The organism is Paraburkholderia sp. J11-2 (assembly GCF_905220185.1).
Taxonomy (GTDB): Bacteria; Pseudomonadota; Gammaproteobacteria; order Burkholderiales; family Burkholderiaceae; genus Paraburkholderia.
The window spans coordinates 20,187-32,802 of sequence record NZ_CAJMYY010000053.1 but is presented as its reverse complement, the minus strand read 5'-3'; the positions used below and the strand labels follow the sequence as shown (position 1 = coordinate 32,802).

The following is a 12,616-nucleotide window of genomic DNA, read 5'->3' as shown; positions in this document are numbered from 1 at the left end:
TTTCGACAGCTTGACGATTGCATCGCCGGGGCCCTGCAAGGCGGGCATCGGCCGCGATTCGACCGCAAATTTGCCCGGACCGTTGTAGACCAGTGCTTTCATGTTCCCTCCAAGGATGTTTGGAACCACGCCCTGGCCGCGTAGCTCGCAGGATGGCCTGATCGCGACCCGCCGCGAATCTGTTGCGCTCAGGATTCACGTCGCGGGCACCGATGCGAAGTGACCGCGTACAAAATCACGCACTCGCGCGAGGTTGGCGGAGGCCGTAGGGGCAGCCATCGCCGGGCCGATCTCGTCGAAATGCAGGTGCCCGATCAGATTGAAGCCGGATGCGCGGAAAACGTGCGTGTCCTGCAGCAGTTGCATCGCCTGCCAACGGCCGTCCTCCACGAACGAGGCCAGCGGCGCCGCCGAAACGGTCACCACGACGGCGCGGCGACCCGCCAGCAAGCCGTGCACGCCGTCCGGCTGCGTCTCGTACGCGAAGCCGCGGCTGAATACCCGGTCGACATAGCCTTTCATCATGGCGGGCATCGCCATCCACCAGAGCGGATAGATGACGGTCACGACATCCGCCGCGAGCACGTCTTTCTGCGCGATCACGACGTCGGCCATCCGAATGTGCGCGTCGCTTTGCTCGGTTAATTCCTGCGCGGACAGCACGGGATCGAACCCCATGCGATACAGGTCATGCACACGCACGTCATGGCCCATGCGGACCAGCTCTCCAAGGTAGGCGCGCGTCACGCTCATGGTGAAGCTGTCTTCCACCGGATGCGCGACCACGATCAGGTGTTTCTGCATGGCGGTGGCTCCTCTCAAAAACCGCTACGCAGAGATCGTGCGCGCGCCCGCGATCGTCTGATTGATGCACATCAAAGATATGCGGATTGCCCTGCTTGCGTGAGCCGCCAGTCCCCTTCAGCATGGCGCGGACGATCCGCACAGATTGACCAGGATCAATACTTCCCGCGCCGCCAGTTCCATAGTGAATGCGTTGCGGCCGACCACGCGGCGCCGACCTGGCGCGCGCTCGAGTGCGTATTCCTACCCGGTTGGCCGAGCCTGTTACGGAGCCCGACATGGAACCTGCCACCCGACGCAGCGCGATACAGGTGATCCTGAGCGAACACCGACGCCTGACGAGCGTCGTCAACGGCATGCTGCGCGTGACCGAGCGCATGGCGTCCGATGCCAGTTCATCCGGCGCCATGCTCATGCGCGCGATGCTCTACTACATACGCGAATTTCCCGAGCAGATTCATCACCCGAAGGAGGAGCGATATCTGTTCGCACGGCTACGCGGGCGCACCGACGAACTCGATGCCGCAATCGACGAACTCGGGCGTCAGCACGAGGAAGGCGAGCAGTACATCCACGCCATCGAGCGCTCACTCACACGGTACGAACTGGAGGGTGCGGGCGCGTTGCCTGCGCTGCGCGGCGAGGTGAGCGCCTATGCCGACTTCTACGCTCAACACCAGCATCTTGAAGAGACGGTGATCCTGCCTGGCGCGCGGCGCTATCTGACCGTGGCCGACTGGGTGGAGATCGACGAGGCATTCGGCGCGAATCGCGATCCCTTCGAGAGTCTCGAGATCGAAGACAATCTCGACGATCTCTATGCGCTGATCGTCCAGACCATGCCGGACAGGCAAACCTGAACGCCGGAACGCGGACCTGCCGGTTAGCGCGGCGAGGTGGAACTACAGCGAGATCCCCCGCGCTTACCGAACCTTGCCGGTGCACCGATCTGGTGAATTCCACCCGGCATCCCACGACAAATCACCCGGTCTTTTCATGTGCTACGGCTTCACAGGCTGAGCACGCGGGCATTGGCGCGCTCCTTGCTTTAGCCACGGCACGCTCGCTCTTGAGAATGCGGGCGACCCATCTCTTCGGAAATCCCAGGATGCAACACAAGCCCAATTCGCTCCAACGCCGCCGCTGGCTCGCCGCGCTGCTGGCCGTGCCCGCACTGACCTTCTTCACAGCTCAGGCCGCCAACGCCGACGCACTCGACGCCATCGCCAAGCGCGGCGTGCTGCGCGTGGCTGTTCCCGAGGACTATCCGCCGTTTGGCGCGGTCGGCCCGGACATGCAGCCGCAAGGCTACGACATCGACATGGCTGCACTGCTCGCGAAGTCGATGAAGGTCAAGTTGCAGCTCGTGCCGGTCAATAGCGCAAACCGGATTCCCTACCTGCAGACCGACAAGGTCGACCTTGTGATCTCCTCGCTCGGCAAAACGCCGGACCGCGAAAAGGTCATCGATTTTTCGCAGCCCTATGCCCCCTACTTCCAGGGCGTGTTCGGACCGGCCGATATCAAGGTGGCGGGACCTGCGGACCTCACCGGCAAGACCGTTGGCGCGACGCGCGGCGCACTAGAAGAAGTCGCGCTCACCAACATGGCGCCGAACGCCACCATCCGTCGCTTCGACGACAACAACGCGACCATGCAGGCGTTTCTCTCCGGCCAGGTGCAGCTGATCGCGGCGGGCAATATCGTCGCCGCGACGATCCTCGCGAAACACCCGCCGCGCGAACCGCAGATGAAATTCGTCATCAAGGACTCGCCGTGCTTCGTGGGCCTCAACAAGAACGAGCCGCAACTGCTCACCAAGGTCAACGCGGCGATCGAGGAGGCGAAGAAGGACGGCTCGCTCCAGGCGATGTCGAAGAAGTGGTTTGGCCAGCCCTTGCCCGCCAATCTTTGACGCCTTGCGCCGCCGCCATGCGCGGCGGGCGCTTTCACCTCTGCACACCCGTCATATTTTCATGAGCTATCAGCTTCAGTTCGGCGACCTCGCGGGCTACGCCGGTATGTTCGCGAGCGGTGCGTCCGTCACGCTCGCGCTCACGGCGGCCTCGACGCTGCTCGGCATCAGCCTGGGCGTCGCGGGCGCGGCCGTCTACCAGAGCCACCGCACGGCGCCGCGCACGGTCGTGCACGCCTATGTGGAGGCCATTCGCAACACGCCGTTTCTCGTGCAGCTTTTCTTCGTGTTCTTCGGGCTGCCCGCGCTCGGCGTGCACATCGGGGAATACACGGCGGCCGTGCTCGCGATGACGCTGAACCTCGGTGCATATTCCGTCGAGATCCTGCGTGCCGGCATCGACGCGGTGCCGCGCGGACATCGCGAGGCCGCCGCGGCGCTCGCGATGTCGAGCCGCGAAACCTTCGTGCACGTGCTGCTTCCGCAAGCATTCGCGAAGGTGTTTCCCGCGCTGGCGAGCCAGATCGTCATCACGATGCTCGGCTCGGCCGTCGTCTCGCAGATCTCGGTCGCGGATCTCACGTATGCGGCGGGTTACGTGCAATCGCGCAATTTCCGCGCGTTCGAAACGTATTTCCTCATCGCTGGGATCTATCTCGTGATGGCGCTCCTCTTGCGCGCCGCCCTCACCGCCGCCGGCCGGCGACTGTTCACGCGCAACCTGCGAGGCGCGCGATGATCGAATTCACATTCGCGCAGATCGTCGAAGGTTTGCTGCTGGCCGCGCGCTGGACCGTTCTGCTCTCGCTGGTTTCATTCGTGACCGGTGGCGTGGTGGGCTTGCTGCTGCTCGTCATGCGCGTGTCGAACTCACGCGTGCTGCGCTCGCTCGTGCGCATTTACATCGAGGTGTTCCAGGGCACACCGTTGCTGCTGCAGCTCTTTATCGTCTACTTCGGGTTGCCGCTGCTCGGCATCGACGTCTCGGCGTGGATGGCGGCCACGCTCGGCCTCACGTTGTTCACGAGCGCGTATCTCGCCGAAATCTGGCGCGGCTGCGTGGAGGCGGTGCCGAAGGGCCAATGGGAGGCGTCGGCCAGTCTCGCCATGAACTATTTCGAGCAATTGCGCCATGTGATCCTGCCGCAAGCCGCGCGCATCGCCATCGGCCCGACCGTGGGTTTCGGCGTGCAGGCGATCAAGGACACGGCGCTCGTGTCGATCATTGGCTTTGCCGAACTCACGAAGGCCGGCACACAAATTTCGAACGCGACGTTTCGGCCGTTTCTGGTCTACGGCCTCGTCGCGCTGATCTATTTCGCCCTGTGCTATCCGCTTACGCGGTATGCGCGGGTGCTGCAAAGGAAATGGCATGCCGCTCGTTAAGACCGAAGGCGTCGAAAAGCAGTTCGGCGCCCACCCTGTACTGAAGGGAATCGACCTCACTGTCGAACGCGGCCAGGTGGTCAGCATCATCGGGCGCAGCGGCTCCGGCAAGAGCACCTTGCTGCGGGCGCTGAACGGACTCGAAAGCATCGACGCGGGCTCGATCGAGATCGACGGCGAACACGTCGATGCACGCCACGCGGATCTGCGCGCGCTGCGGCTGAAAGTCGGCATGGTCTTTCAGCAATACAACCTGTTTCCGCATCTCACCGCTTGCGAAAACGTGATGCTCGCGCAAACGGTCGTCAAGAAAACACCTCGCAAGGAGGCCCGGGTCATCGCACAGGAGATGCTCGAGCGCGTGGGCCTGGGCGGTAAATTCGACGCTTATCCCGATCAACTCTCCGGCGGACAGCAACAGCGCGTCGCCATTGCGCGCGCGCTCGCCATGAAGCCGAGCGTGCTACTCTGCGACGAAATCACATCCGCGCTCGACCCCGAACTCGTGGGCGAGGTGTTGGGCGTGGTGGAAAGCCTCGCGCGCGAGGACATGACGCTCATCATGGTCACGCACGAAATGCGCTTCGCGCGCGCCGTGAGCGACACCGTGGTGTTCATGCACGAAGGCCGCGTATGGGAAAGCGGACCGCCCGAGGAAATTTTCGGCAGTCCGTCGACGGTGGAGTTGCGGCGCTTCATTCAGTGACGTTCGTCTTGATCGCCGTGTGGAATGCCTTCTATCGGACACTCGGCGGTGCCCGGCGTCGTACGCGTGAGCGCTTCCACCGCGCGCCGCGTGCCTTCGGGGTCCGCTACCCAGTTCCGGTAGAACCCGAACGGACACGCGGCCACGCCGTTGGCGCCGTCGCCCGAATTGAGCGTGCCTGTGTAGCCGCGATGCAGCAGCTTGTACAGATGATTCTGCGACTGCATGTTGCGTCGCGCGTCGCGAATCATGCTTAGCGAAAGCTCGGCGTACTGCACGCCCATCTCTTCCTCGCCGCATTCGCCGAGCGTGCGCCCGTCGAAGCCGACGATCGCCGAATGGCCGAAGTACGAATACACGCCGTCCCAGCCCGTGGCATTCGCCACGGCCACATACGTGTTGTTCATCCACGCCATGGCTTTCGCGACCATGACCTGCTGCTCCTTGGCCGGGTACATGTAGCCCTGGCAGCGCACGATCAGCTCCGCGCCGCTCATGGCGCAGTCGCGCCAGATCTCCGGATAGTTGCCGTCGTCGCAGATAATGAGGCTGATCTTGAGGCCCTTCGGCCCTTCCGTCACGTAGGTGCGATCACCGGGATACCAGCCTTCGATCGGCGTCCACGGCATGATCTTGCGATACTTCTGCACGATCTCGCCGCGATTGTCGATCAGCACGAGTGTGTTGTACGGCACCTTATGCGGATGTTCCTCGTGGCGCTCGCCGGTCAGCGAAAACACGCCCCACACGTTGGCCTTGCGGCACGCGGCGGCAAAGATGTCGGTTTCCTCGCCAGGCACCGTGGACGCCGTATCGAACATCTCCTGCCGGTCGTACATGATTCCGTGCGTCGAATACTCGGGGAAGACCACGAGGTCCATGCCCGGCAAGCCCTGCTTCATGCCGACCACCATCTCGGCAATGTTCCGCGCGTTTGCGAGCACCTCGGCCTTCGTGTGCAGTCGCGGCATCTTGTAGTTGACGACCGCGACGCCCACGCAGTCGCGGCTGCTCGAAATATCACCATGTCGCATAGTTTGCTCTCCTGATAAGTCGGTTCAATGGCTGATCATCCACGGCCGCCCTGCCGGGCGCTTGAGGCCTTCGGACGGCGCGCCCGCGAGCTTCGCGCCGCCGCCCGAGCAGCAGCTGCAACCGGGGCGATGGCGCAGCGGCGGCCCGTCGCCGGACTGACGCGGCGCATGCGCCGCGCGTTCGTTCGTCGCGTGCGCATGGCGGCGCGTGCCTGCCATCAACGCGAGCGCAGGCGCGCTGATCACGCGCGATCCTTCGCCGCCGCAATCGGGACAGCGGCACGGCTTTTCGCGGTCGGCAATGCGGCGCATGACGGCGAACGGACCGCAGCTCGCGCATTCGAAGTCGTAGATCGGCATGACGGGTTCCTCGTGTGACGATGTGACGATCGATTACGCTTTCGCGAGATCGGGCGAGCACGGCAGATCGACGCCGCCCTTGATGTGCTGGATCGGGCCATCGGCATTGGGTCGAATGTCGAAGTCGAAGATCTGCGTGGGCAGCCACAACGTCGCGCACGCGTTCGGAATATCGACGACACCGCTGATATGCCCTTGCACCGGCGCGCAACCAAGCAGTGAATACGCCTGCGCGCCCGAGTAGCCGAACTTCTTCAAATACTCGATGGCGTTCAGGCACGCCTGGCGGTACGCAACGGTCACATCGAGATAGTGCTGGCTGCCCTGCTCGTCGACGGAAATGCCTTCGAAGATCAGATAATCGTTGTACGTCGGCGTGATCGGACTCGGCTGGAACACAGGATTGCGAATGCCGTATTTCGCCATGCCGCCCTTGATGACATTCACGCGCATGTGCACCCAGCCAGCCATTTCGATCGCGCCGCAGAACGTAATCTCGCCGTCGCCCTGGCTAAAGTGCAGGTCGCCGACAGAGAGGCCCGCGCCATCCACGTAGACCGGGAAAAACACCTTCGAGCCGCGCGACAGGTCCTTGATGTCGCAATTACCGCCATGCTCGCGCGGCGGCACGGTGCGCGCGCCTTCGGCGGCGGCCTTGTCGCGCGCCTCGCCTGCCAGCTTGCCCATGTGCGCCGTGGCCGCGAACGGCGGATTCGCCAGCGGCGGCACGCGCTCGGGCGCGGTCGCGATCAAACCGGTTTCGCGCGCGTTCCACGTTTCGAGCAGCTTCGGGTCGGGCAGGCAGCCGATGAGCCCCGGATGAATCAGGCCCGCGAAATTCACGCCCGGAATATGGCGCGAACTCGTATACACGCCATGGAAATCCCAGATCGACTTTTGCGCGTCGGGGAAATGATCGGTGAGAAAACCGCCGCCGTTCGACTTCGAGAAGAAGCCGTTGAAGCCCCACTGGCTGTCCGCTTTCGCGCCGATGTCGAGCAGGTCGACCACGAGCAGGTCGCCCGGCTCCGCGCCGCGCACGCCCACCGGGCCCGAGAGAAAATGCACGATCGAAAGGTCGATGTCGCGCACGTCGTCGGCGCTGTCGTCGTTCTTGATGAAGCCGCCGGTCCAGTCGTACGTTTCGAGCACGAAGTCGTCGCCGGGATTGACCCAGCAGGCCATGGGGATATCCGGATGCCAGCGATTGTGGACCTGTTCGTTTTCGTAGGCGGACTGGTTCAGGTCGACCTTGATGAGAGTTTCAGGCATTGCGTTCGCTCCTTGGTTCGAAGGTGGTCAGGTTGTGAAGCTCGGCGTTCACACGGAGAGGTATTCGCGTATGCGATCGGTGTCACCGGCGTCGCGCGTGCTTTGATGCACGAAGCGCCCGCCTTCGATCACGAAGAGCCGGTCCGCGACGTCGAGCGCGAAACTCAGCACCTGCTCCGACACGACGATGGCGATGTTCCGTGTCTGGCGAATCTGATTCAGCGCCTTCGCTATGTCTTTGATGACGGACGGCTGAATGCCCTCGGTCGGCTCGTCGAGCAGCAGCACTTTCGGGTCGGTCGCGAGCGCGCGCGCGATGGCGAGTTGCTGCTGCTGGCCGCCCGAGAGATTGCCGCCCTTGCGGCGCCTCATGTCGAATAGCACGGGAAAGAGCGCGTAAATGTCGTCGGGTATGCGCTGGCTCTGCGCGTTTTCGAGTCCCGTCTGAATGTTTTCCTCGACGCTCAGCGAAGCGAAAATCTGCCTCCCTTGCGGCACGTAGCCGATACCCTTCGCAACGCGCCGGTAACTCTCGTCCTTCGAAACGTCGGCGCCGCCCACGCGCACCGTGCCGCGATTGGCGGGCAGCATGCCGATAAGCGCCTTGAAAAGCGTGGTCTTGCCCATGCCGTTGCGGCCCATCACCGCAACGCTTTCGCCATTGGCCACCGAAAAGCCGATGCCGTGCAGCACTTCGCTCTGGCCGTAGCTCACGACGAGATCGTCGACTTCCAGCATGATGTGTCCTCCGTTCAGTCGTTCTGTCGTTCAATGGCCGAGATAGACATCGATCACGCGCGGATCGGCCTGCACCTGCGCCATCGGCCCTTCCGCGAGAATCTTGCCTTGATGCATTACCGTGACCTTGTGCGCAATGCGCTCGACGAACGCCATGTCGTGCTCGATCACGATCATCGAGCGGTTGCGGCAGATGCGGTCGAGCAGCTCGGCAGTCAATTCGCGCTCGCGCACGCTCATGCCCGCAATCGGTTCGTCGAGCATCAATAGTTCGGGGTCCTGCATGAGCAGCATGCCGATTTCGAGCCATTGCTTCTGGCCGTGCGAAAGCAACCCGGCCTCCAGATCGAGCAATGCGGCAAGACCGATTTCGTCGGCAACGGCGCGCACGCGGTCGGCCACTTCGTCGTCCTCGCGATACGCGAGTGCGCCGAACACACTGCGCCCGCGCGGAAACGACACCTCCAGGTTTTGCGCGACGCTCAGGTTTTCGTAGATCGACGGCGTCTGGAACTTGCGGCCAATGCCCTTGCGTACGCGCCGGAATTCCGCGAGCTTCGTGATTTCCTCGTTGCGGAACTTGATGCTGCCCGCCGTTTCCTTCGTCTTGCCGCAAATGAGGTCGAGCAGCGTGGTCTTGCCCGCGCCGTTCGGTCCGATCACGACGCGCAGTTCGCCGCGCTCGAGATAGAGATTCAGCGAATCGATCGCCTTGAAGCCGTCGAACGACACGGTCAAGTCTTCGATCGCGAGCAGAAAGTCAGTGTTGCTCATGCTTCATGCCTCCTTGTTCGCCACGCCGAGCCAGCGCCGCACGCGCGGTCGCACATGCTCTTCGTAGAGGCCTGCGAGTCCGTTCGGAAACGCCATCACCACGCCGATGAACATCGCCGCCATCAGATAGAGCCAGAGATTCGGAAAGCTCTCCGAGAACCAGCTCTTGCCAAGATTGACGAGAATCGCGCCGTACACCGCGCCCACGAGCGACATGCGACCGCCGATCGCCGCGTAGATCACCATCTCGATGGACGGCACGATGCCGACGAACGACGGCGACATGAAGCCCACCTGCAACGTGAACATCGCACCGCCGATGGCCGAGAGCAGCGCCGCGAGACAGAACGCGAACACCTTGAACATGGCCACGTCGTAGCCGGAAAAGCGCACGCGGTCTTCCTTGTCGCGCATGGCGAGCAGCAGCGTGCCTGCCTTGCTGCGCTGGACCCAGCGGCAAGCGAGCAACGCGCCGATCAGCAGCACCGCGTTGACGAAATAGAGCACGAGCTTCGCGTGGTCGGTGCGAATGTCCCAGCCGAGCAGCGTGCGCAGGTCGGTGATGCCGTTCACCCCGCCCGTGTAGCCTTGCTGGCCGATGATCAGCACCGAGAGAATCAGCGCGACGGCCTGCGTGATGATCGCGAAGTACACGCCGCCCACGCGCCGCTTGAACATGGCGTAGCCGATCACGAATGCGAGCGCCGTCGGCACGACGAGCACCGCGAGAATCGAGAACGGCAGCGAGTGAAACGGTTTCCACCACGTGGGCAGCGCCGTGAGCTGGTTCCAGTCCATGAAGTCGGGAATGCCGGGCGTGGTCTGCGTGCGCGTCGCGGCCGGGTCGGACGCTTCGAGCTTGAGGAACATCGCCATCGCATAGCCGCCGAGGCCGAAGAACACACCCTGCCCGAGGCTCAGCACGCCGCCGTAGCCCCACGCGATCACGAGGCCCATGGCCACGAACGCATAGGTCAGATACTTGCCCATGAGGTTCAGCCGGAATGTGTCGAGCGCGAGCGGAAACACGATCACGATCAGCACCGCGAGGATCGCGATGCCTGCGTAGCCCGACGCGTCGAGCCGCGCCGCGACCGCGCGCCAGCCGCCCGGCGCCGCGCCGGAGCCGGATCGCGGGGAGACGCCGCCCGCCACGGGTTGGATGGGTTCCATGTCCATCTCTCCATACAAGTGAAACAGTGAATGAGCCGCGCGCGCGAGCGCGCACCCGGCAACGCCCTTAACGCCCTTAATGTCCTTACACGCGCCGCACCTTCGAGGCGAACAAGCCCTGCGGACGCAGCATCAGGATCACGACAACCGTGAGCAGCGTGAGCACGCGGGCGATCGAGCCCGAGAGGAAGAACTCGCTGATCGACTGCATCTGCGCGATGCCGAACGCCGAGGCCACCGTACCGAGCAGGCTCGCCGCGCCGCCGAACGTCACGACGAGAAACGAATCGACGATGTAGAGCGAGCCGCTCGTCGGCCCGGTCGAGCCGATCGCCGTGAACGCCGCACCCGCCACGCCCGCGATGCCGCAGCCGATGGCGAAGGTCATGCGGTCGGTGCGGCGCGTGTTGATGCCCGCCGCGTTCGCCATCGGCCGGTTGGCGACCGTGGCGCGCACCCGCAGCCCCCAGCGCGAGCGATAGAGCGCGAGCAGCAAGCCGCCCGTCATGAGCAGCGCGAGCCCCATGACGAACATGCCGCTCACGGGAATGTCGAGCCCCGGCGCCGGCTCCCACGAACCCATCAGCCAGTCGGGCAGCGCGGGGCTCACTTCCTTCGGCCCGAAGGTCGAGCGAAACACCTGCTGCATGCCGAGGCTCAGGCCCCAGGTGGCGAGCAGCGTGTCGAGCGGGCGCCGGTAGAGATGCCGGATGAGCGCCCATTCGGCAAGCCAGCCCGCCGCAAACGCCAGGCCGAACGCCGCGAAGATCGCGAAGAAGAAGTACACCGGCGTGAACGCATGCCAGACGTTCTGCGCGAACCACGAAAACATGTAGACGGTGTAGGCGCCGATCGTCATGAATTCGCCGTGCGCCATGTTGATCACGCCCATCTGGCCGAAGATCACAGCCAGCCCGAGCCCCATCAGAAGCAGGACGCTGAACAGGCTCAAACCGGCGAAGCCCTGCATCAGCGTGATGTTGAAAATGTCGGTAGCGGACATCGAGCGCTCCTCGCGCGGCGGCGCATGATGCGCGCCGCGCAGCTTCGGTTGACGGATTACATGTAGCCCTTCGGGAACGGATTCGGCTGGATCGGTTGCGCCGACTGCGCGACGACCTTGAACTGGCCGTCCGCCTGGCCCTCGCCGATCAGCGAGCGGCTCCACAGGTGATGGTTCGCGTCGACCTTGGCGTAGCCCTGCGGCGCGTTGCCGACCTCGATGCCCGCCGACGACGCCACGACCTTGTCCACGTCGAAGCTGCCCGCGCGCTCGCACGCGGCCTTCCAGATCCACGGGCCGAGATACGCGGCCTGGGTGACGTCGCCGATCACGGCCTTTTGCCCGTAGCGCGCCTTGAATGCCGCGACGAACTTCTTGTTGTTGTCGTTATCGAGCGACTGGAAGTACTTCATCGACGAATAGAAGCCCGCGAAGTTGTCGCCGCCAATGCCGAGCACTTCGTCTTCGGTCACTGAAAGCGTGAGCAGGAACTGCTTCTGCGGGGTGATGCCGGCCGCTTTCAGTTGCTTGTAGAACGCCACGTTCGAGCCGCCCACCACGGTCGCGAAGATGCAGTCGGGGCGCGCGAGCTTGATCTTGTTCATCAGCGAATTGAATTCGGTCGTGCCGAGCGGGTAATACTCTTCGCCCACGACCTTCGCGTGCAGATGCTGCTCGATATGGCGGCGCGCGATCTTGTTCGAGGTGCGCGGCCAGATATAGTCCGAGCCGATCAGGAAGAACGTCTTGGCTTTCTTCGTGTTCGACGCCCAGTCGAGCGCCCACAGAATCTGCTGGGTGGCTTCCTGGCCCGTGTAGAACACGTTCTTCGACTGCTCGAGGCCTTCGTAGAAGGTCGGGTAGTACAGCAGGCCGTTGTCCTTCTCGAACACCGGCAGCACCGCCTTGCGCGAGGCCGAGGTCCAGCAGCCGAACACGGCGGCGACGTGGTCGTTTTCGAGCAGCTTCTTCGACTTCTCCGCGAAGGTGGGCCAGTCGGACGCGCCGTCTTCCTGAATGATCTGGATCTTGCGGCCGAGCACGCCGCCCATGGCGTTGATCTGCTCGATGGCGAGGCGTTCGGCCTGAATCGAGCCGGTCTCGGAGATCGCCATCGTGCCGGTAGCCGAATGCAGCTGGCCCACCGTCACCGTCGTGTCGGTCACGGCAAGGCCCGTCGTGTTGACCTTCGCCGTGGGCGGCGTTTGCGCAAACGAGGTGCGCGGCATGCCGAGCGCCATCAGCGGCGCGGCGGCGAGGCCGCCGAGCAGTTTGCGGCGCAGCGGCGACGGCATGCGGGCATCGTCATCGATTCGATCGTCTGCGGACATCACGTTCTCCTTATCGGGCGCCCTGCGCTTCGTGTCAGGGCTGGGTCGAGGTTGGACGCAATGTAGAAAGCCAAATTGGCAATCGAAATACGTCGATTGACGTATTCCCCGCCGGCGCAC

At 63.7% G+C, this 12,616-nt stretch carries 14 protein-coding genes; 5 read left to right on the top strand and 9 right to left on the bottom strand.

Annotated elements, in window-relative coordinates; all coding sequences use genetic code 11:
- Positions 1-195: 195 nt before the first annotated feature.
- Positions 196-786, bottom strand: coding sequence for an NAD(P)H-dependent oxidoreductase (locus tag U5A57_RS40100; protein WP_321917740.1), 591 nt, complete (start codon positions 784-786; stop codon positions 196-198).
- Positions 787-1,082: 296 nt separating this feature from the next.
- Here U5A57_RS40100 and U5A57_RS40095 point away from each other — a divergent pair, with 296 nt between their 5' ends.
- The 5 genes from U5A57_RS40095 (at position 1,083) to U5A57_RS40075 (ending at position 4,811) form a co-directional block, all read left to right on the top strand.
- On the top strand, positions 1,083-1,664 hold the full coding sequence (locus tag U5A57_RS40095; RefSeq protein ID WP_321917739.1) for a hemerythrin domain-containing protein: 582 nt from the start codon (positions 1,083-1,085) through the stop codon (positions 1,662-1,664).
- A 248-nt stretch (positions 1,665-1,912) separates the two neighbouring features.
- Positions 1,913-2,719: a transporter substrate-binding domain-containing protein gene (locus U5A57_RS40090; protein ID WP_321917738.1), complete on the top strand. Its 807-nt coding sequence runs from the start codon at positions 1,913-1,915 to the stop codon at positions 2,717-2,719.
- A 61-nt stretch (positions 2,720-2,780) separates the two neighbouring features.
- A complete protein-coding gene (locus U5A57_RS40085) occupies positions 2,781-3,458 on the top strand; it encodes an amino acid ABC transporter permease (RefSeq protein WP_321917736.1) in 678 nt (225 codons plus the stop codon).
- On the top strand, positions 3,455-4,105 hold the full coding sequence (locus U5A57_RS40080; protein WP_321917734.1) for an amino acid ABC transporter permease: 651 nt from the start codon (positions 3,455-3,457) through the stop codon (positions 4,103-4,105). The genes U5A57_RS40085 and U5A57_RS40080 overlap by 4 nt, the downstream gene beginning before the upstream one ends.
- Complete coding sequence (locus tag U5A57_RS40075; RefSeq protein ID WP_321917732.1) at positions 4,092-4,811, top strand: amino acid ABC transporter ATP-binding protein; 720 nt, start codon at positions 4,092-4,094, stop codon at positions 4,809-4,811. The genes U5A57_RS40080 and U5A57_RS40075 overlap by 14 nt, the downstream gene beginning before the upstream one ends.
- Here U5A57_RS40075 and U5A57_RS40070 read toward each other — a convergent pair.
- The 8 genes from U5A57_RS40070 to urtA form a co-directional block, all read right to left on the bottom strand.
- On the bottom strand, positions 4,805-5,845 hold the full coding sequence (locus U5A57_RS40070; RefSeq protein ID WP_321917730.1) for an aliphatic amidase: 1,041 nt from the start codon (positions 5,843-5,845) through the stop codon (positions 4,805-4,807). The genes U5A57_RS40075 and U5A57_RS40070 overlap by 7 nt on opposite strands.
- Positions 5,846-5,869: 24 nt before the next feature.
- Entirely contained in the window at positions 5,870-6,205 is a 336-nt protein-coding gene (locus U5A57_RS40065; protein ID WP_321917728.1) for a zinc ribbon domain-containing protein, read from the bottom strand.
- A gap of 33 nt (positions 6,206-6,238) precedes the next feature.
- Positions 6,239-7,477 carry a formamidase gene (gene fmdA, locus U5A57_RS40060; RefSeq protein WP_321917727.1) on the bottom strand — a complete coding sequence of 413 codons (1,239 nt, stop codon included), beginning with the start codon at positions 7,475-7,477 and terminating at the stop codon, positions 6,239-6,241.
- A gap of 48 nt (positions 7,478-7,525) precedes the next feature.
- Entirely contained in the window at positions 7,526-8,215 is a 690-nt protein-coding gene (gene urtE / locus U5A57_RS40055) for an urea ABC transporter ATP-binding subunit UrtE (protein WP_110386303.1), read from the bottom strand.
- Between the two features lie 30 nt (positions 8,216-8,245).
- Positions 8,246-8,989 (bottom strand): urea ABC transporter ATP-binding protein UrtD, encoded by a 744-nt coding sequence (urtD, locus tag U5A57_RS40050; RefSeq protein WP_321917725.1) that lies wholly within the window; start codon positions 8,987-8,989, stop codon positions 8,246-8,248.
- Between the two features lie 3 nt (positions 8,990-8,992).
- On the bottom strand, positions 8,993-10,162 hold the full coding sequence (urtC, locus tag U5A57_RS40045; RefSeq protein ID WP_321917723.1) for an urea ABC transporter permease subunit UrtC: 1,170 nt from the start codon (positions 10,160-10,162) through the stop codon (positions 8,993-8,995).
- Between the two features lie 85 nt (positions 10,163-10,247).
- Positions 10,248-11,165: an urea ABC transporter permease subunit UrtB gene (urtB, locus tag U5A57_RS40040; protein WP_321917722.1), complete on the bottom strand. Its 918-nt coding sequence runs from the start codon at positions 11,163-11,165 to the stop codon at positions 10,248-10,250.
- A 56-nt stretch (positions 11,166-11,221) separates the two neighbouring features.
- Entirely contained in the window at positions 11,222-12,496 is a 1,275-nt protein-coding gene (gene urtA, locus U5A57_RS40035; RefSeq protein WP_321917720.1) for an urea ABC transporter substrate-binding protein, read from the bottom strand.
- Positions 12,497-12,616 lie beyond the last annotated feature (120 nt).